The following is a 19788-nucleotide window of genomic DNA, read 5'->3' as shown; positions in this document are numbered from 1 at the left end:
GTCCCTGGCCGCCCTTGGGCCTGCGCCACCGCGAGCCGTACGACCGGTGCCGCGAGGCTTACCCAGCCGCCGGGAGCGCCCGTATGGTCGTGGTCGCCGTACCTGCGGGCGGTGGGCCGCGGCGGCGGGCCATGGTCCCGTCACGGGCGGGCACGCTCACCGTCGTACGACAACGCACGAGCGGACGGTCCCCGGCAGGGCCGCCCGGAAGGAGGCCACGGTGGGCGAGTACGAGGACATCTTCCGTGCGAGCGTCGCGGACAGGGAGGGGTTCTGGCTGGAGGCGGCCGGCGCGCTGGACTGGGACAAGGCGCCGACGAAGGCGCTGGACGACTCGCGGCCGCCGTTCTACCGCTGGTTTCCCGACGGCGAGCTGAACGTCTGCCACAACGCGCTCGACCGGCACTGCGAGGCGGGTCGCGGCGGCCACGCCGCGCTCGTCTACGACTCCCCCGTCACCGGCGTGAAGACCACCTACACCTTCGACGGCCTCCGCGACGAGGTCGCCGTCTTCGCAGGCGTACTGCGGGACGCGGGCGTCTCGGCCGGCGACCGGGTCGTGATCTACATGCCGATGGTGCCGGAGGCGGCCGTCGCGATGCTGGCGTGCGCGCGTCTCGGAGCGGTGCACTCCGTGGTCTTCGGCGGATTCGCCGCGAAGGAGCTCGCCGTACGGATCGACGACGCCGCTCCCGAGGTGGTCGTCTCCGCGTCGTGCGGCATCGAGGGCTCACGTGTCGTCGAGTACAAGCCGCTCCTCGACCAGGCCGTCGAACTCGCCGAGCACAAGCCGCGTCGCCAGGTGATCCTCCAGCGTCCGCAGGCCGAGGCGGCGATGGGCGAACGCGACGTGGACTGGGAGTCGGCGTGCGCGGCGGCCTCCCCCGCGGAGTGCGTGACGGTCGCCTCCACCGACCCGCTCTACGTCCTCTACACGTCCGGGACCACCGGCAAGCCCAAGGGCGTCGTGCGCGACAGCGGCGGCTACGCGACCGCCCTGGCCTGGAGCATGGCCAACGTCTACGACGTCGGACCGGGGCAGACGCTCTTCACCGCCTCCGACGTCGGCTGGGTCGTCGGCCATTCGTACATCGTCTACGCGCCGCTGCTCGCCGGGGCGACCACGGTGCTCTACGAGGGCAAGCCGGTCGGCACGCCGGACGCGGGCCAGTTCTGGCGCGTCGCGTCCGAGTACGGGGTGCGTTCGATGTTCACCGCGCCGACGGCCTTCCGCGCGCTGAAGAAGGAGGACCCGGACGGTGAGTTCGCCCGCCGGTACGACCTGTCGTCGCTGAAGTACCTCTTCCTCGCGGGGGAACGGCTCGACCCCGAAACCTACCGCTGGGCCTCGGAGTTGCTCGACATCCCCGTCATCGACCACTGGTGGCAGACGGAGACCGGCTGGCCCATCGTCGCCAACCCCGCCGGGATCGAGCTGCTGCCGGTCAAGCCTGGTTCGCCCACGAAACCGCTGCCCGGCTGGGACGTGCAGGTCCTCGACGGCGACGGCAAGCAGGTGCCGCCGGGCACCAACGGCGCCATCGTCGCGAAGCTGCCCATGCCTCCGGGCGCGCTGCCGACGCTGTGGAACGACGACGAACGGTTCGTCCGGTCGTACATGTCCGCCTTCGACGGCTACTACCTGACGGGTGACGGCGGCTACCTCGACGAGGACGGCTATCTGTATGTCATGGGACGCACGGACGACGTCATCAACGTCGCGGGACACCGCCTGTCCACGGGCGGCATGGAGGAGGTGCTGGCCGGTCATCCGGACGTCGCGGAGTGCGCCGTCATCGGGGTGGCCGACCAGCTCAAGGGGCAGGTGCCGCGCGGTTTCGTGGTGCTGAAGTCCGGCGTGGACGCCACCGTGGAGGGCTATGAGGAACGCCTGCGCGAGGAGTTGGTGCAGCTCGTAAGGGACCAGGTCGGCGCCGTCGCCTCGCTCAAGGACGTGGCCGTCGTGGCGGCCCTGCCCAAGACCAGGTCGGGGAAGATCCTGCGCAAGTCCATGCGGAGCATCGCCGACGGCACGGACGAGCCGGTGCCCAGCACGATCGACGACCCGGGCGTGCTGGAGGCGCTGCGGCCCGCGCTGCGGCAGGGGTGAGGGCGCGGGGCGGCGGCGTTGCAGCCGCACCGCACGGGCCGGCCGTTCCGGTCCGGTCCGTGCGCCCGGCTCCGGCCGGGGCCGGGCGCCGGTGCGGTCCCGGAGGTCCCGGAGGGCCCCGAGGTCCGGTGCGGTCGCGCGTGAGGTCCGGTGCGGTCCCGTGAGGTCCGCTCCGTGGGCGCGCCCCGCGCCCGTCGCCTCAGCCGACGAGAGCCGAGTCGTCGCGGGCCCGGGCGCCGGGCAGGTGGTACCGGGCGGCGATCACGGCCGCGTCGATGTCGTTCGTGCCGGTCGATATGCACAGCGAGTACGCGACGTCGTCGAGACGCTGCTTGACGGCGGCGCCGCCGTGCTCCGCGTGCAGTTCCCGCAGGGTCTCGTACTCGACGAGGGTCTTGGCCAGTACGGCCGGGTGCGCCATGAGCATGGAGTGCTCCTTCTGTCTGCGTAAGGGCGGCTGACGGGAAGGAGCGTCCGTACGGGACCGGCGGCACGACGGTCGACCGGCGCCTATCGGGGCGCTCTCCCGCGACGTGCCTGCTGTCCGAAGCACTTTCCCCTGCTGTCTGTCCGGTATCGGCTGCCCGAAACACCAGCGGCGCGCGTGGATTTGCCCGCCCGGCGGCTGTGCCGGTCAACGCGTCCGGGCCGGGCGGCGACCGGGCCGCGCCCGCGGAGGCACGGCCCGGCGACCGGTGCGTGCGTACGGGTGCGCCGCTCTGCGCAGCGCCCACGGCGACGGTAGAGAGTAGGTATGTCGCAGCGGTTCGCCGATCTCCACCGGTCCATGCGCGAGAGCAACTGGATGCCGGTCGTGCCCCTCGCCTGGCTGGTGATCATCGTCGTTGCCGACGCGACCTCGCCGCCGGACATCCACCTGGGTCCCCTGCTGGTGGCGGCACCTGCCATCACCGCCTCGTTCGGCGGGCCCAGACTGACCGCGCTGATCGCCTTCCTCAGCGTGGTCGCCCAGGCGCTCATCGCGGTGCTCCGCGAGCGGGAGCAGCTCTTCTCCGCCAACCATCAGGCGCAGGTCTACTCCCTGATCCTCGTGGGGGTCTGCCTGGTGATCTTCTGCTCCGTGCAGGAACACCGCGCTCAGGAGCTCTCCCAGGTCAGATACGTCGCCGAGACGGCACAGCAACTCGCCCTGCGGCCGCTGCCGGAGCGCATCGGTCCGCTGCGGGTCGCCTCCCTCTATCTGGCCGCCGAGGCGGAGGCCCGCATCGGCGGCGATCTGTACGCCGCCGCGCGCACCCCCACCAGCACCCGCCTGATCATCGGCGACGTACGGGGCAAGGGGATGTCGGCCGTGGGCGACGCGACGCTGCTGGTGGGCGCGTTCCGGGCGGCCGTCAGGGCGCGTACGGGCATGGCGGAGACCGCGGCGTTCCTCGACGAGAGCGTCGTGTGGAACCTGGGCGAGCCGTCCGACACGGAGCAGACCCGGGAGACGTTCATCACCGCGTCGCTGCTCGACATCCCCGACGAGGACAACAGCTGCGGCCTGATCGTCTGCGGGCATCCACCGCCGCTGCTGCTGCGCAAGGGCCACGTCGCGCCGGTGGAACCGCATTTGCCCGCCCCTCCGCTGGGTCTCGGTGAGATGGCGCCGGCCGAGTACCGGGTGGATGCCTTCGAGTTGGAGGCCGGAGATCTGCTGGTGCTCTACACGGACGGCATCACCGAGGCACGCGACCCCGCCGGACGCTTCTATCCGCTTGCGGAGCGGATGACCGCGTGGACGGACTGCTCCGGTCCCGACGCGCTGCTGAAGCAGCTCAGACGCGACCTGACCCACCATGTCGGCGGGCCGCTCGGCGACGACGCCGCGGTGATCGCGGTGGAGCGCGTGACCTGAGCGCACACCCCGTGGACCCGTGGACCCCCGAGGCCCGCGCCGTGAGCCGTGAGCCGTGAGCCGTCAGCCGTTGTCGAACTCCAGGGTCGCCTGTACGGGGAAGTGGTCGCTGGGGTAACTGCCGTCGTGCGTGAAGGTGTTGATGCGGGCGGACGCCGTACGGACCCCGGGCGAGGTGAGGATCCAGTCGATCCGGGGCCCGGGCGGGGCCGACGTCCCGGCGAAGTCGTGCCACGTGCGGTGGTCCTCGCCGCGGCGGGCGGGCGGAGCGGCGGTGAAGGAGTCGGTCAACTCGCCTTCCTCCAGCAGCGTTTCATAGACACCGCCGCCGCTCTCCTTCTCCGCCGGGACGTTGAAGTCGCCCGTGACGACGCACGGCAGGCCCGTGTCGAACTCCGGGAGGGGGCTTCGCGGACGCCCCGGTTCCGGAGCGCGCATCTGCTGCACCAGCAGCCGTGCGCCCGCGAGCCGGGCCTCGGCGCTCACGTTGTCCAGGTGGGTGTTGAGCGCGTAGAACTCGCCTCCCGTCGTCCTCTCGCGGAAGCGCACCCACGTCACCATCCGGGGCGAGCCCGCACCGGGCCACTTCGCGCCGACGGAGTGCGGGTCCGGGGCGATCCAGAAGTGCTCGTACTCGACGGGCTCCAGGCGTCCCGTGTCGTAGAAGACGGCCATGAACTCGCCGCGGCTGCCGCCCTCCCGGCCCATGCCGATCCAGTCGTAGCTCCGCCCGTGCCGGCCCATGTCCTCGTGGATCTCCCGCAGTTGGCGGTGGAGGCCCTCCTGAGTGCCGATCAGGTCGGGCGACTCACGCCGCAGCAGCGCCGCCACCGCCGGGCGGCGCCGGGGCCACGAGTGCGGGACCGCGGGGTCGCAGTCGGCGAAGCGGAGGTTGAACGTCATCACGCGAAGCTCCATGGCACATCCGTACCACTGCTCCGGGGAGGGGCGGGCCGCCGATCCGGTCCGGCTTTGACGACAATGCCGTGTCCGACCGCGGCCCGCCGGGCAGGGGTCGCCGTGAACGGGGAACCGTTCGGGCCGGGCAAGCGGGAAACGGAACGCGAGGCGGCCGGGAACCGGAACGGCCGGGACGGTCAGGACGCTGTACGGAGGCGGGAAGCACATGCCGGACGATCAGGATTCGCCGACCGTCTTCGAGGTGCCGGGGCTCTCCGCACCGGTGGAGATCCGCATCGACACCTGGGGCGTGCCCCACCTGTACGCCTCCTCGCGCGACGACCTCTATCTCGCACAGGGCTTCAACGCCGCCCGCGACCGTCTCTTCCAGATAGACCTGTGGCGCCGCCGCGGGCTGGGACTGCTCTCCGGGGTGCTCGGCGAGCGCTACCTCGAACACGACCGTGCGGCAAGGCTGTTCCTCTACCGCGGCGGGATGGAGGAGGAATGGCGGGCCTACGGACCGGACGTGGAGCCCGCGGCGAAGGCGTTCACCGCGGGGATCAACGCCTTCGTCGAGCTGTGCCGTCGCCGCCGGTCGCTGCTGCCGCCGGAGTTCGCCCTCCTCGGGTACGAGCCCGCCCTGTGGGAGCCGTCCGACGTGGCCCGCATCCGCAGCCACGGGCTGTACTACAACCTCAACGACGAGGTCGCGCGGGCCCTGACGATGCGGGACTTCGGCCCCGAGGCGGAGGACCTGCGGAAGGTGCGCGAGCCGTCGCCGCACCGGCTGCGGGTGCCCGACGGACTGGATCTGTCCGTCATCCCCGACGACGTGCTGCGCGTCTACCGGCTGGCGACCGTGGCGCCGTGGGCGGGCCCGGCCGCCGTACCGACGGCGGAGGGGCGCACCGGACCGGGGACCGCGGCGCCGCGCACGGGTCTGGACGGCAGCAACAACTGGGTGCTGGGCCCCTCCCGTACCGCGACGGGCCGCCCGATGCTGGCCAACGATCCGCACCGTGCGGTGACGCTGCCCTCGCTTCGCTATCTGGTGCACCTGTCCGCACCGGGACTCGACGTCGTCGGCGGCGGTGAGCCCGCGCTGCCCGGTGTCTCCATCGGACACAACGGCCGGGTCGCCTTCGGCCTGACGATCTTCCCCATCGACCAGGAGGACCTGTACGTCTACCGCACCGACCCGGACGACCCCACCCGCTACCGCTACGGCGGCGGTTGGGAGTCCATGGTCCGGGTGACCGAGTCCGTCCCCGTGGCCGGCGGCGAAGACGCGGAGGCCGAGCTGTGGTTCACGCGGCACGGGCCGGTGATCCGCAGACTCCCGGAACGGAACGTCGCGTTCGCGGTACGGGCGGCATGGCTGGAGCCCGGCATGGCCCCGTACCTCGGCAGCCTCAACTACATGGGCGCGGGCGACGCCGGCGAGTTCACGGAGGCGATGCGGCGGTGGGGCTCCCCCGGCGAGAACCAGGTGTACGCCGACACCGCCGGAACCATCGGCTGGTGCCCCGCGGGCCGGGTCCCCGTACGCCACGGCTGGGACGGGACGCTGCCCGTGCCGGGCGACGGCCGCTACGAGTGGGCGGGGCACCACGAGCCGGGCACCCTGCCCTCGGTGCGCGACCCGCACAGCGGCTGGATCGCCACGGCGAACCAGATGAACCTTCCGCCCTCGTACCCCGCAGCGGAACGCACCGTCACCTACGACTGGTACGCGCCGTACCGATACCTGCGCATCGCCGAGTGCCTGGAGGCGCGTGACGACTGGACCGTCGAGGACTGCGTACGGCTTCAGACCGACCACCTCAGCCTGCCCGCCCGCGGAATCCTGCCGCTGCTGGACGGACTGAGCGGGAGCGGCGAGGACCCGCGCACAGCGGCCGCGCTCGGCCTGCTCCGCGGATGGGACGCGAGGCTCGCGGCGGACTCGCCCGCGGCGGCGCTCTTCGAGATCTGGTTCCGGCGCCATCTGCGTCCGGCGCTGCTGAGGTCGGCGCTGCGCCATGTGCTGCCGGGCGGCCTTGCGAACGGCTCGGCGGACGGCCCGGCGGACGGGCATGCGAACCCGCTTGCGGACGGACTCGTCGAGCGTGCCCTGGCCCGCATCCTCCCCGCCGAGGACGCCGCGGCCGACGCCCGCGGCGACCTGAGTCTGCTGCTCGCGCCGGAGGGACGGCTGGGCCCCGACGGAGCGCGCGAGATGCGCCGCGTACTCCTCGGCTCCCTCGCCGGCGCCTTCGCGGAAGCGGAGCGCCTGCTGGGGTCCGACACCGCCGGGTGGCGCTGGGGCGACCTGCACCGCAGCCTGCTGTGCCACCCGCTGGCGGGACCGGTACGGGAGCGGACGGGCAGCGAGCCGGAGTGGACGACGATCGGCCCCGCGCCGCGCGGTGGCAGCGGCGACACCGTGGGGGCCGCCGCGTACACCTCCGACTTCCGCCAGAGCGGGGGCGCCACGTTCCGCCTCGTCGTGGACGTCGGCTCGTGGGACGACTCGGTCGCCATGAACTCCCCCGGCCAGTCCGGCCGTCCGGACAGCCCGCACTACAGCGATCTGTTCGGCCCGTGGGCGGAGGACTCGTCCTTCCCGCTTCTCTACAGCCGGGCCGCAGTCGAGGAGCACACGGAGCGGATCCTCACCCTGCGGCCCGTGGACGGCGGCACCGCACCGTGACGGGCCCGGACGCGGGCGAGAGCGCGTGGCGGGACCGCTCCCCGCGCCCCGCGAGACCGGTTACCGCCCGGAGCCCGGGAGGTGGGTCTTGGCGTCGTCGTAGCCCGCGTCGCCCGGCGAACCGGCCGGTGCGTAGCGGAGGTTGAGCGCACCGGTACGGAACGCCTCGGACGAGACCAGCCTCAGCGGGATCGCCGGCCCGTCCTCGTCGAAGAGCCGCATGCCCTTGCGTACGGCGATCGGATGGACCAGCAGGTTCAGTTCGTCCAGCAGGCCTGCGGCGAGCAGTTGCCGTACGACCGACACGGAGCCGCTGAGGGCGATGTCACCGCCGGGCTCGTTCTTCAGAGCGGCGACGGCGGTGGCGAGGTCGCCGTCGAGCTGCTCGGAGTTCCGCCAGGTGAAGCCGAGCCGCTGCTTCGAGACGACGATCTTGCGTGCGTCGCCGAGCTTCTTCGCGAACGGGGCGTCCTCGCCGCCGGCCGCTTCGCGCTCGGGCCAGGCACCGGCGAAGCTGTCGTAGGTCCTGCGGCCCAGCAGCACCGTGCCGGCCGCGCCGAGGGTCGCGTCGACGGCGGCGCCCATCTCGTCGTTGAAGTACGGGAAGTGCCACTCGTCGGGTGCCTCCACGACGCCGTCGAGCGAGATGAACAGACCGGCGGTGATCTTCCGCATGATGTCCTCCGGATGGGGTGGCGCGTCGGGCGGCCGTCGGGCCTTCCTCCGTCGGACCACCGGAGCGCGCCGGACTCATCGGCGAACCGGGCGCCGGGGTTCCGGGGGTTCCGGGTTCCGGGACCGGGCTCTGGATGCCGTGCGGCGGTCCCGCCGCCGCGATCCCGCCGCCACGGCCCACCCCGTCCCTAACGTCCGTATGTGAACTGCCTCGCCGGGACGAAGAGCGTGTGCCCGCTCCCGAACTCGATCCGCAGCCCGGCGGCCGTCCAGTGGCTCGACTCGATACCGGCCTCGCCGAGGGCCGCGTCGATCTCCACGGCGTGCCCGTAGGAGAGCCCGGGATCACGGCCGACCGTCAGCCGGTACGACTCGTCCCCGGCGAGGCTGCGCACCCGCACCAGGCCCGCGTGGTGCCGGAACTTGTCCCCGTACGTCACCTGCGACGGCTGGTGGCTGCGGTAGACGGTCTCGGACCGCGGCCACCACAGCACGGCTGCCAGCACGACGGTCAGTGCGACGCCGGCGGCCGCACCGAGGAGCACGGAACGCAGACTCGTGGCCCCGCCGGTGCGGTCCCGCCCGCCGGGCGGCCGTCCGTCGCGTGCGGCCGCTTCGGTCCGGAAGATGACGACTCGCCTCCTGGGTTCGGTGGTCCGTCGCGGGCTGCCCCGCCGAGGAGTGGGACGCGCGGCGGGCCCGCCGGGGTTGAGCGGACGCACGCCGTGTCCCGCACCGTTGCAGTTCCTGCCGAGCCGGTTCACTCGACGAAAAAGCGACAAGCTGCACCAATGGGAATTCATTGCGCGACCCCGTCGTGAACGCACACTGAGAGCATTCTCGGCGAATTCCGCCGCCCCGGTCACAACTTCCGCGAGATGTGAACCGACGGACCGCTCTGGCCGTCTGGCGTGAGTGGGCTCTCTTCGCACAGACCCGGGACATCCGCGGAGCGGACGCCTTGCAACCGCCCCAGGATGCCTGAACAGGCAAAATCGATTCAACTTTAGAAAAATCCCCTACATTGTCTAGGCCATTGTAGGCTTACGCTCGAACTGCTGGAGAACGGCGGAACGGGGCATCTCTGGACTGAAGGGTGTGTAGCAGTGCAATTTGAGGTTCTCGGCGCCTTGAAAGTGGTCGACGATGGCCGCCCGGTGGCACTCGGTGGTGTCAAACAGCGTGCGACGCTGGCATTGCTGCTCCTGCACAGCAACTCCCTGGTCCCCGTAAGCAAGTTGATGAAGGCCCTGTGGCCCTCGAACCCGCCCGCCACGGGGCGGAAGATGCTTCACAACGCGGTATCCGGGCTCCGCAGCGTGCTCGCCGCGAGCACCGACGACGGAGCCCACTCCCCCGCCCTTCTCACCCACTCCCCTGGCTATTTACTGCGAGTGGACCCCCAGCACATCGATCTCACGCGCTTCCAGGCGCTCGCGGAGCAGGGCCGGGCCGAGCTGGCCGAGGGCTCCGGGGAGCGGGCGGCCGTGACGCTCAGGGAGGCGCTGGGACTGTGGCGTGGCCAGGCACTGGCCGACCTGGTCGAGAACGGTATGGAGTGGCCGGAACTCGCCGCGCTGGAGAACGCGCGCATGGCCGCGCTGGAGGACCGCGTCGAGGCCGACCTCATATGCGGTCGCCACAACGAGATAATCCGCGACCTGGAGATGCTGGCCGAGACCGGGCCGCCCCGGGAGAGGCTGTGCGGCCAACTCATGCGTGCGCTCTACCTGGTGGGGCGTCAGGTCGACGCGCTCAGCCTGTACCGGCGTACGCGTACGGCACTGATCGAGCAACTCGGCCTCGATCCGAGCCCCGAGCTTCAGAGCCTGGAGCACGCGATACTCAACCACGATCTGGCTGCGGAGCGGGGCCCGTCGGCCGTCTCGCAGCGGGGCGGGAGTACGGACCCGAAGTCCCGCGCTGCTGCCCCGTCGACGGTGCCGCATCCCGTCGCCGAGGTGGTATCCGTACCGTCCCAGGACGTCATACGGGAGATGCCCGCCCAGTCCGGGGACGAACGCCGCACGCCACATGCGACGGCCGGCTCCGTCGAGCCGGCCGTTGAGTCCGCCGTACCCTCGGCAGTCACCGAGGTTCGCGAATCCGAGGACGGCGACACCGAGTCCGCCGCGGACATGAGCGAGTCGGGCGACGAACTCAGGGAGATCAGCGCCGTTCTGATCATGACCCGGAGCGTGCCGAAGGATCCCGGAACCGATCCGGAGAGCGCCGAATTGATCCGCGGACGTGCCGCCGAGATCGTGCGCACCGAAGTGGAGCGCCGGGGCGGCAGGGTCGTCGGCACGCTGGGACCGGTGTGGCTGGCGGTCTTCGGCGCGACGTGCACCCGCGAGACCGACGCCTCGGAGGCGGTCCGTGCCGCGGTGACGTCGTCCGAGACGCTGCGGAGGGAACTCGGCGGCTCCGCGGGCGCGGGCAGCGGACTGGTGTCGGCGGCCGTGGTCACCGGCGAAGCGCTCGTGCACAAGGGAAGCGGTGACTCCAACCTCCAGATCAAGGGGCCCCTTCTCGACCGGTGCGTGGGACTGCTGATCTCCGTCCCGCACGGCGAGGTCCGGGCCTGCCGGGTCACGCGACAGGTCACCCGGCGCTCCATCCTCTACGGCCCGCCTGGCCTGAACGGCGACTCACCGGTGCTCGGCCTGGAACCGGACTCGTCCACCCCGCAGTTCGTCACGCCGCTCCTCGGGCGCGAGATCGAGACCGGCATCCTGAAGGACGGACTGAAGCGGGCCAGCCGGCTCCAGCGCCTGGAGTTCGTGACGGTGCTCGGCGACGTGGGCACGGGCAAGACCCGGCTCGTGGACGAGTTCCGGAGTAAGACGGCCGGCCTGCGGTCCTTCGTGGTGAGGGTCGGCGAGGGCCGGCGAACGGCCGGTGGCATGGAGGCCATCGCGGACCTGGTGCGGGTGTTCGCCGGGATACGGGAGACGGACCTGCCGGCGGCGGCGAAGGAGAAGCTCGCCAAGTCCCTTGAATGGCTGGTCGGTTCGGGCAACCGCACCGCCTGGCTGCTGCGGCATCTCTGCATCCTGCTCGGTCTCGCCGCGGATCCCGGCGACCCGGAGACGGCTGCCAGCTCCTTCGCGGCCTGGCGCCAGTTCTGCGAGGAGGTCGTCGCCGACCGGCCCACCGCGCTGGTCATCGAGGACCTGGACCGGGCCGGGGAGCGGATGCTCGACTTCGTCGACTACCTGGCGAGCAACGCCGCTCCCGTACCGCTTCTGCTGGTCGTCACCGCGCGCCCCGAGCTGCTGGAGCGGCGTCCCGGCTGGGCGGGCGGCAACCTGCACGCCACCACCACGACGCTGGACCGCCTTTCGGACGAGGAGACCGCCGAACTCCTGGACGCGCTGTGCATGGGCTCCTGGAGCTGGCGGGAGGGCACGGACACCACCGCGGTGCTGGACCGGGTCGGAGGAAACCCGCTGTTCGCCGAGGAGTACGTCCGTCACATGCAGGACAAGATTCTCGACGACCTCCTGGCGGAAGCGGCGCCGATCGGAGAGGGGCCCGCACCGGGCGGGGAGCACAGCCGGACGACCATCCGCGTACCGCAGCCCCGCCAGTCCGATACGCCCGCGGCGCTGCCGTACTCGGTGCGCAGCGTGCTGGCTTCACGGGTTGATGCGCTGCCTCCGGAGGTCAAGTCCGTCCTACTGGACGCCGCCGCGCTCGGTCGCGGGCTGTCCGCGAGCAGCATCGCGGCGATGGGCGGGCGGGAGATGGCGGAGGCGGTCCGCTGCCTGGAGTTCCTGGAACGTCGCGGGTTCCTGCGCAGGACGCGTCGCGGCCCGGGATCCGGCGACCCTGAATACGTCTTCGCCTACGCACCGGTCCGGGACGTCGCCTACTCGCGGCTGCCGAAGGCGGTACGGGCTCTCAAGCACCGCTCCGCGGCGCAGTGGCTGGAGGACCAGGCCGGCGACCAGGACCTTCTGACCCACCATCGGGACAGGGCGTCCGCCCTCACCGACGCCCGCTTCGTCGAGTCCTGCGGCGCGCTGTGAGAGACGGCGGCGGCATGCGCTGAAAGGGCGCCGGGCCCTGCGCCTGGTGCCCTCTCAGCCCGAGGGTTCCCGTTTTCGCCGGGTCGCGTACGTGAGACACAGCGTCGCCAGGAGGGCGATGAACGTCAGCGCGATCGAGCACGTGAACGTCTGCGCATAGGCGGTACCTGACTTCGGGCCGCCCGTGTGGGCCAGCCGGTTCTGGAGGATGACCGCCAGCAGGGCCGTGCCCAGCGCGCCGCCCAGCTGCTGGAGCACGGTCACGATGCTGGTGGCCCGGGGGATCTCGGCGGGTTGCACGATCTTGTAGACGACCGAGGTGATCGGCATCAGCGAGGCTCCGAAGCCGATGCCGCGGGCGAACAGGACGGCGATCAGCCACCAGTAAGGGGTGTCCTGGTCCACGAACGCCAGCGGAACGCTGGCCACGGTGCACGCCAGCAGCCCGACGCTGGCCACCGGTCCGCCTCCCACCCGGTCCGTGAACTTGCCCGCGAAGCGCATCGCCATCGCGGAGCCGACTCCCTGCGGGGCGATGAGCAGGCCGGCGGACAACGGGCTCTCGCCCCGGCCCTGTTGGTAGTAGAGGGGAATGATCAGGGAGGCCCCGAGCAGCGCGCCCCCTACCAGGAAGATCGAAGCCGCCGCCGCGCTGAACGCGCCGCGCCGGAACAGCTTGACGTCCACCAGCGCCTGCCGGATCTGACGCGAGTGCCGCGGCTGGCGCAGGCGGCTCGAGTGCAGCACGAAGAGCGCCATGAGCACGGCTCCTCCCGCCAGCGGCGGCCACACCTCGGAGCTGCCGAGCCCCCCTTCCGACTGGGTCTCCGACAGCCCGTAGAGCACGGCCGCCAGTCCCGGCGCCAGGAGCACCAGTCCCCGCAGGTCGAGCCGGACCCTGGAAGGGCCGGTGCGGGGCGGGGCGTTGAGCACCCGGGCCGCCATCCAGAACGCAACCACCCCGATGGGCACGTTGATGTAGAAGATCCACCGCCACGAGACCTGGTCGACGATCGCCCCTCCGACCAGCGGACCGAGGACCGGCATGAGGAGCACGGGGATGCCCGCCACCGCCATGACGCGCCCCAGCCGCTGCGGGCCCGCCTGCTGGGCGATGATGCTCATCGCCACGGGACTGATGAGTCCGCCGCCGATGCCCTGTAGGACGCGGAAGGCGATGAGCGGCCCGAGCTCCCAGGACGCACCGCACAGCACCGACCCGGCGATGAAGATGACCAGCGCGATCAGCCACAGGCGGCGCGTCCCCAGCCGCTCGCTGGCCCAGCCGGAGAGCGGGATGACGACGGCCAGGGTCAGCAGGTACGAGGTCGCCACCCACTGGATCGACGACGTGGAGGCCCCCAGGGCATTGGATATGCCGTCGAGCGCGACGTTCACGATGGTGGTGTCCAGAAGCACCATGCTCTGGCCGATGACCACCGCCGTGACCGCGAGCCATATGCTCCGGCCGATCGGAGAAGGGCCTTCGGGAGCCTCGGCCGTCGCTTCCCCGGGGGGCGGGCCCGTGGGCTCTTGTGGTCTCGTTTCAGTCTTCACGCGGCTTGTCTTCCTCGTCCTTTTTCCGGGCCAAGTCGCACAGCGTCCTCAAGTCCCGCCCGTCGGAGCCGGAGCGACAACACTAAAGTGCGGTACCCGGTTTTCGGTGCGCTTCTTCGGCGTCACGGCCCATCGCCGGGTAATAGAGCCCTCAGCGTTGCTCATGAAGGAATTACCGTGCCGTGAGCCCTTGGTGGCCGATAACGGTGGCGGGACCCGCGTGCAGGGCCTTGGCTGTCAGAACCGGCGGACGGCCGATTCCGCCGCGGCTGAACCGGCGGAGCACGACACCGCACGACACCGGCTCCCGGCCGGTCGCACTTTCCCCGCCCGTATCCGACGGACGGGGAAAAGCAAGGGGGTCCGCGCGGGGAAAGGCCCCAAAAGGCGCACGGGAGACCAATTGCCTTTCGTGTCCGATCACCATTGCCGACATCCTTGGATATCCAGTCCGTGAAGTCAGCACGAGCGGCCCAAGAGGATCAAGAGTGAGCGGTACCGAACACACGACATTCCTCAGCTTTCCGGAGCCACGCAACGCCGAATGTCCGCTGCACCCGCCGCGGTCGTACGCGCGGGCGCGGGAGCAGATGCCGGTCTCCCGGGTGGCCTTCCCGTCGGACCAGCGGGTGTGGCTGGTGACAGGGCACGAGGAGTGCCAGAGGATCCTGCTCGACGAACGTGTGAGCGCGGACTGGAGCAGACCCACCTTCCCCTTCCCGACGGAGAACCCGCGCCAGACCCTCGACCACCTCTACGGCTACACCCGGGCCCTCACGACGATCGATTCGCCGGAGCACACCGAGCGGCGACGCGCGCTCATGTCGGAGTTCACGGTGCGTCAGGCGGAGTCGCTCCGGCCGAGGATCGAGGAGATCGTCGACCGCCAGATCGACGAGCTGCTGGCCTCCGGCCCCCCGGCCGACCTAGCCCACCACGTGTCGCACACGGTGTCCTCGTTGGTGATCTGCGAGTTCCTCGGCACTCCCCCCGAGGACTCCGGCTTCGTCAGGCAGCGGACGTCCACGATCCTCAACCGCAGCACGTCGGCTGCCGAACACGGCGCGGCCACGGACGAGTTGCTGCTGTACTTCGAGCAGCTCGTGGAGGCGAAGCAGCGGAACCCGGGCGACGACGCGTTCTCGCGGATCATCGAGAAGAACCAGGACACCGGAGTCTTCGACCGGGACCTCCTCGTCGCGCTCATGGTCCTGCTGCTGATGGGCGGCCACGAGACCACCGGCGAGATGATCTCGCTCGGCACCGTCGGACTCCTCACCTTCCCCGACCAGCTCGCCAAGGTGCGGACCGATCCCGCGCTGATCCCCGACGCGGTCGAGGAGTTGCTGCGGTTCTTCAGCGTGTCCGGCGGGACGCTGCGGGTCGCGAAGGAGGACATCACCGTCGGCGGCGTCGAAATCCTCGCGGGCGACGGCATCATGCTGCACCTGGCGACGGCGGCCCGCGACCCGCACGTCTTCGCCCACCCCGACGAGCTCGACGTCACGCGGGGCGCACGCAATCACCTGGCCTTCGGGCACGGGGCGCACCAGTGCATCGGGCAGAACCTCGCACGCGTCGTGATCGAGGTCGCTCTGGCGAGGCTGTTCGAGCGGATACCCACGCTGCGCCTGTGCGAGCCGCTGACCAAGATGTCGTTCAAGACCGACTCCCTGCTGTTCGGCATGTACCGCCTCGCCGTCTCCTGGTGACCGGCCCCGAGGAAGCATCCATGAGCACAGAGACCACTCCCGCCGACGCCCCCGGGCTTTCGTCCCGGATGCGGCAACTCGCCTTCCTGCTGGGCTCGTTCGAGTGCACCGACCCGGAAGATCCGGGCAGCGAGCCGAGTTTCCTGCACACACGCGTGCTGATGGACGGTCATTCCCTCTGGTCGGAGGGGCGTTGGCAGGGCTTCACCGCGGGGCGCGTCTTCGCGTGGGACGCCGCGCGGAGCGTCTTCATCGAGCACTTCTTCCTGGAGACGGGTGCGTCCGGCGTCGCCACGTCGCCCGGCTGGGAGGACGGAAAGCTGGTGCTGACCGGGTCGTTCACGCTCCCCGACGGACGGTCGAGCAAGGTCCGCGACACCTTCCTTCCGGCCGGCGCGAACGCTTTCACCATCGAGTCCGAGGCGCTCGTCGAGACGAGCTGGGTGCGGGCTGGACGGTTCCTCTGCCGGAGACAGTGAGGCGCTGAGGAAGACCGCGACAGAAGAAGCGAACGATCAATCGGAACCGCCTGCCGCACGCCGGGAGCGAGCGAGGCGGAACCACCGACGAAGCCGATCGGACAGGTCCTCATGGCACGAATTCCCTTTCCCGACCCCGAAGAACTGCCCGAGCAGACCCGGGCCGCCATCGGGAAGATGGCCGCGCCGCTGAACCTCATTCGCATGACGGCGCACGCCCCCATGCTGGTCAAGCCCGTCCTCATGCTCAGCACCACGCTGCTGACGAGAACCGAGCTCGGCCCGCGCGAGCGCGAGCTGTTGATCCTGCGGACGGCCAGCAACAGCCGTTGTGAATACGTACTGGCCCAGCACCGCGTGCTCGCCGCCGGGCTCGGGCTGGCCGAGCGGGAAATCGAGGCGGCCTGCGCGGAACCCGTTGTGGAAGGGGTCTTCGGCGCGGTCGACACGGCGCTGCTGCGCGCCGCGGACCAGCTCGACCAGGGCGCCGACGTCGACGCCGGGCTCGTCGCGTTCCTCGACGGCGAGCTGGGCCACGCCCGCTTGGTCGAGGCCTTCGTCATCGTCGGCCAGTACCGGATGCTCGCGGGGCTGCTCAACGGGCTCGACGTGGACATCGACCCCAGCGGCGAGAAGTTCGTGGCGCTGGCGCAGCAGACCGCCCCCACGGGAAAAGCCGGAGATGAGTGACGCCCGATGGCCGAAGAACCAGTTGCCATAACCGGGATGGGCGTGGTGCTTCCCGGCGCCGACGACGCCGCGTCCTTCTGGGACCACCTGCGCGCGGGCCGCTCCCAGGTCTCCGCGCTCGACAGGTTCGACTCCGACGCCGAGCAGCTCCGGGTCTTCGCGGGCGGCCAGCTCCGGGACTTCGACCACCGCGGGTTCCTGCCCGGCCTGCCGGACCGGCACGCCGCGAAGTACAGCACCGAGATCCTCGCGGGCCTGGCCGCCGTCAGCGCCGCGCACCAGGACTCCGGCATCCCGCAGGCCGGCGGACTGGACCCCCGGCGGCTGAGCGTCGTCCAGTCGACATCGCGCGGCGGGCTGAGCTGGTGGGTCGGCGGCGACAACCCGCCGGGTCCCGGCGCGGACCTGGACAACGGCGCGATGTTCCGCGGTCTCGCGGGCTCCCCGGCCAGCCTGGCGGCCATCCACATCGGCGCGAAGGGCCTCGTCACGACGGTGAGCAGCGCCTGCGTCGGCGGTCACCACGCCATCGGCCTCGCGCTGCGCGAACTGCGGTCGGGCGCGAGCGACGCGGTGCTGGTGGGCGGGACCGAGTTCCCGCTCGTACCGGCGGTGCTGCGGACCTTCCAGGCGCTGGGCCCCGGCGTCCTCTCCCCCGAGCGCGACGTCCCGGAGCAGGCGGTGCGCCCGTACAGCGCCCACCGCAACGGCATGGCACTCGGCGAGGGCGCGATCTGCCTGATGCTGGAACGCGCCTCCGACGCGACGGCGCGAGGTGCGGACGTGTACGCGCACGTGTACAGCGCGGCCGCCATGAACGAGGCCGGGCACGCCACGTCGATGGATCTGACCGGGAAGGTGACGGCGGAACTGATCTCCGACGCCGTGGAGGACGCGGGCAGGTCCCTGAACGACGTCGGCTACTTCTGCGGCCACGGCACCGCGACCCACTACAACGATCTCGCCGAGAGCCGGGCGCTGCGGGCCCTCTACCCGCACCGCCCGGTGGCGTCGCTGCCGCCGATCGGCTCCAACAAGCCCGTGTTCGGGCACACGCTCGGCATGGCGGGCATCGTGAACGTGGCGGCGACCGCGCTGATGCTCCGGCACCAGGAACTCGCGCCGACCATCAACGTCGGCGAGGTGGCGCCCGAGTGCGACCACGACCACGTCGCGGAAGGCGCGCGTACGGCCGGGTTCGACCTCGCCGTGTCGCTCGCCTTCGCGATCGGCAGCCAGACCTCCGCCGTCGTCCTGGGCAGGGCGTGATCGCCGTGGTCCCGGTCTCGCCCACCCCCGACGACCTCGTCCGCCGGCACGTCCGCCCGGACATGCACGTCCACTTCAGTGCCACCCCGTCACGGCCCAACGCCGTGCTCAACGCGGTGGCGCGGGCCTTCCGGGACACGCGAAGCCTGACCGTGAGCGTCGCCGCGGTGCACGGCAACGCGCACGCGCTTGGGATCGCCCGCGCGGCGCGGAAGGTGATCACCGGGTTCCTCGGCGAGACCTGTCCCACGCCGCGGCCCTCCCCGCTCTACCGCGACCTGCTGCACGGCGAACCGTTCGAAGCCGAGATGTGGTCGCTCCTCACGCTCCAGCAGCGCCTGCACGCCGCGGCGACGGGCCAGCGCGCGGTGCTCACCTCCTCCCTCGCCGGAACCTGCCTGGCCGAGGGCAAGGAGGACTCGCTTCGGCACACCACGGACCCGTTCACCGGCGAGGAGGGCGTGCTCATGCGGCCGCTGCGCCCGGACGTCACGGTGGTGCACGGGGTGTGCGCCGACCGGCGCGGCAACGTCGTGCTGTGCCGTCCGCACGGTGAGGGTCCCTGGCCCGCCTACGCCGCGCGGCTGGGTGTGCTCGCCTCGGTGGAGTGCATCGTCGACGACGAGGTCGTGGACGCCATGCCGGACCAGGTCGTGGTGCCCGGCCAGCGGGTGCTGGGGCTGTGCGAGGCACCGTTCGGCTGCCATCCGCAGTCGCTGCGCACCCAGGGTCTCGCCGGTGTGCCCGGCTATCTCGACGACTACGCGTTCCTCTCGCACACCGCGGAGGCCTGCTCGGACGACGAGACCGCGCGCCGCTGGTTCACCGACTGGATCGCCCCGTCCCACGACGACTACCTCTCCGGGCTGGGCGAGAAGCGCCTGCGCGCGCTCACCGGTCCCCCGCCGACCGCGCCGCCGCCCGTCCGCGACGGGCCGGAGCCCAGCCGCAAGGAGTCGCTGATGATCCTCGGCGCCCGCACGATCGCGAACCTGGTGCGGGGCGGAGACTACGACACGCTGCTCGCCGGGATAGGCGCCTCCCACGTCGCCGCCTGGCTGGCGGCCGGGCGGCTGCGCTCCGAGGGGCGCACCGTGCGGCTCGTCTCGGAGCTCGGCTTCTACGGGATCCGGCCGCACACCGGCGACGTGTATCTCTTCAGCCAACTGCACGGGGCGGAACAACTGTCGTCCATCGCCGACATCCTGGGCGGCATGGTCGCCGCCAACCCGCGCTGCCTGGGCGTCCTGGCCGCCGCGGAGACGGACTCGTCGGGGAACGTCAACACCAGCGTGCTGCCGGACGGGACCTGGCTCACCGGTTCCGGAGGCGCGCACGACATCGCGAACGCGGCGGACTGCGTCGTCCTGGCGGCTTCCGGCCGGCGGCGGTACGTGCCGAAGGTGGCCGCGGTGACGTCGCCCGGCCGCCGCGTGAAGGCCGTGGTGAGCGACTTCGGCGTGTTCGCGCGGCGTTCCGAGGGGTTCGCGCTCGCCAGTCACTTCGGTGCGGTGGACCCGGACCGGCTGGTCGCTTCGCGTACGAGCTGGGACGTTCCGGCCGATGGAGCCGTGGTCGAGGAGCCCGTCACGGCGGCGGAGCTGGACGCGCTGCGGAGGCTGGATCCGTACGGGCACCACCGCTGATGCTTCGTCGCGGACCGGCCGGGCCGGTACAAGGAAGCGGCCCGGGTCGTCCGCCGCGCGCCGCCACCGGTGCTTCCGGAAAGGACCGGCGCCCGGTTACCCGAGAATGAGCGGGCGCACCTGCGGAGACTTCGCCGATTACCAGGGAATTACCCTGCCG

The 19788-nt window shown here is 71.4% G+C and carries 14 protein-coding genes; 9 read left to right on the top strand and 5 right to left on the bottom strand.

What is annotated here, in order from left to right:
- Positions 1 to 220: 220 nt before the first annotated feature.
- Positions 221 to 2110 (top strand): propionyl-CoA synthetase, encoded by a 1890-nt coding sequence (locus HCC61_RS28895; protein WP_169140611.1) that lies wholly within the window; start codon positions 221 to 223, stop codon positions 2108 to 2110.
- Positions 2111 to 2309: 199 nt separating this feature from the next.
- Here HCC61_RS28895 and HCC61_RS28890 read toward each other — a convergent pair whose 3' ends face one another.
- Complete coding sequence (locus HCC61_RS28890) at positions 2310 to 2537, bottom strand: DUF5133 domain-containing protein (protein ID WP_169140609.1); 228 nt, start codon at positions 2535 to 2537, stop codon at positions 2310 to 2312.
- Between the two features lie 327 nt (positions 2538 to 2864).
- On the opposite strand from HCC61_RS28890, the gene HCC61_RS28885 reads away from it, so the two are divergent.
- Positions 2865 to 3971 carry a PP2C family protein-serine/threonine phosphatase gene (locus tag HCC61_RS28885; RefSeq protein ID WP_240969383.1) on the top strand — a complete coding sequence of 369 codons (1107 nt, stop codon included), beginning with the start codon at positions 2865 to 2867 and terminating at the stop codon, positions 3969 to 3971.
- Between the two features lie 63 nt (positions 3972 to 4034).
- Here HCC61_RS28885 and HCC61_RS28880 read toward each other — a convergent pair whose 3' ends face one another.
- A complete protein-coding gene (locus HCC61_RS28880; protein WP_206323154.1) occupies positions 4035 to 4889 on the bottom strand; it encodes an endonuclease/exonuclease/phosphatase family protein in 855 nt (284 codons plus the stop codon).
- A gap of 208 nt (positions 4890 to 5097) precedes the next feature.
- Between HCC61_RS28880 and HCC61_RS28875 the strand changes: the two genes are divergently transcribed.
- Positions 5098 to 7566: a penicillin acylase family protein gene (locus HCC61_RS28875; protein ID WP_169140605.1), complete on the top strand. Its 2469-nt coding sequence runs from the start codon at positions 5098 to 5100 to the stop codon at positions 7564 to 7566.
- Positions 7567 to 7626: 60 nt separating this feature from the next.
- Here HCC61_RS28875 and HCC61_RS28870 read toward each other — a convergent pair whose 3' ends face one another.
- Positions 7627 to 8241: a dihydrofolate reductase family protein gene (locus tag HCC61_RS28870; protein ID WP_206323153.1), complete on the bottom strand. Its 615-nt coding sequence runs from the start codon at positions 8239 to 8241 to the stop codon at positions 7627 to 7629.
- 188 nt (positions 8242 to 8429) lie between these two features.
- The gene (locus HCC61_RS28865; RefSeq protein ID WP_346777434.1) at positions 8430 to 8786 is read right to left on the bottom strand and encodes a hypothetical protein; all 357 of its coding nucleotides are present in this window, start codon (positions 8784 to 8786) and stop codon (positions 8430 to 8432) included.
- A 612-nt stretch (positions 8787 to 9398) separates the two neighbouring features.
- Between HCC61_RS28865 and HCC61_RS28860 the strand changes: the two genes are divergently transcribed.
- The gene (locus HCC61_RS28860; protein ID WP_169140603.1) at positions 9399 to 12275 is read left to right on the top strand and encodes a BTAD domain-containing putative transcriptional regulator; all 2877 of its coding nucleotides are present in this window, start codon (positions 9399 to 9401) and stop codon (positions 12273 to 12275) included.
- A 54-nt stretch (positions 12276 to 12329) separates the two neighbouring features.
- On the opposite strand, the gene HCC61_RS28855 is transcribed toward HCC61_RS28860, so the two are convergent.
- The gene (locus HCC61_RS28855) at positions 12330 to 13715 is read right to left on the bottom strand and encodes an MDR family MFS transporter (RefSeq protein WP_346777433.1); all 1386 of its coding nucleotides are present in this window, start codon (positions 13713 to 13715) and stop codon (positions 12330 to 12332) included.
- 605 nt (positions 13716 to 14320) lie between these two features.
- Here HCC61_RS28855 and HCC61_RS31370 point away from each other — a divergent pair.
- The 5 genes from HCC61_RS31370 to HCC61_RS28830 all read left to right on the top strand — a co-directional run bounded on the left by HCC61_RS31370 (position 14321) and on the right by HCC61_RS28830 (position 19628).
- Positions 14321 to 15544, top strand: coding sequence for a cytochrome P450 (locus tag HCC61_RS31370; protein ID WP_169140599.1), 1224 nt, complete (start codon positions 14321 to 14323; stop codon positions 15542 to 15544).
- Positions 15545 to 15564: 20 nt separating this feature from the next.
- Positions 15565 to 16023 (top strand): hypothetical protein, encoded by a 459-nt coding sequence (locus tag HCC61_RS28845; protein WP_169140597.1) that lies wholly within the window; start codon positions 15565 to 15567, stop codon positions 16021 to 16023.
- Between the two features lie 111 nt (positions 16024 to 16134).
- Entirely contained in the window at positions 16135 to 16713 is a 579-nt protein-coding gene (locus HCC61_RS28840; protein WP_169140595.1) for a carboxymuconolactone decarboxylase family protein, read from the top strand.
- A 6-nt stretch (positions 16714 to 16719) separates the two neighbouring features.
- The gene (locus tag HCC61_RS28835; protein ID WP_169140593.1) at positions 16720 to 17982 is read left to right on the top strand and encodes a beta-ketoacyl-[acyl-carrier-protein] synthase family protein; all 1263 of its coding nucleotides are present in this window, start codon (positions 16720 to 16722) and stop codon (positions 17980 to 17982) included.
- On the top strand, positions 17979 to 19628 hold the full coding sequence (locus tag HCC61_RS28830; RefSeq protein WP_346777432.1) for a CoA-transferase: 1650 nt from the start codon (positions 17979 to 17981) through the stop codon (positions 19626 to 19628). Before HCC61_RS28835 ends, HCC61_RS28830 begins: the two co-directional genes overlap by 4 nt.
- The last annotated feature ends 160 nt before the right edge of the window (positions 19629 to 19788 follow it).

The organism is Streptomyces sp. HNM0575 (genome assembly GCF_012726265.1).
In the GTDB taxonomy this organism is placed as follows: domain Bacteria; phylum Actinomycetota; class Actinomycetes; order Streptomycetales; family Streptomycetaceae; genus Streptomyces.
Note: the sequence above shows the minus strand (reverse complement) of the source record. Positions and strands in the feature narration are given on the sequence as shown.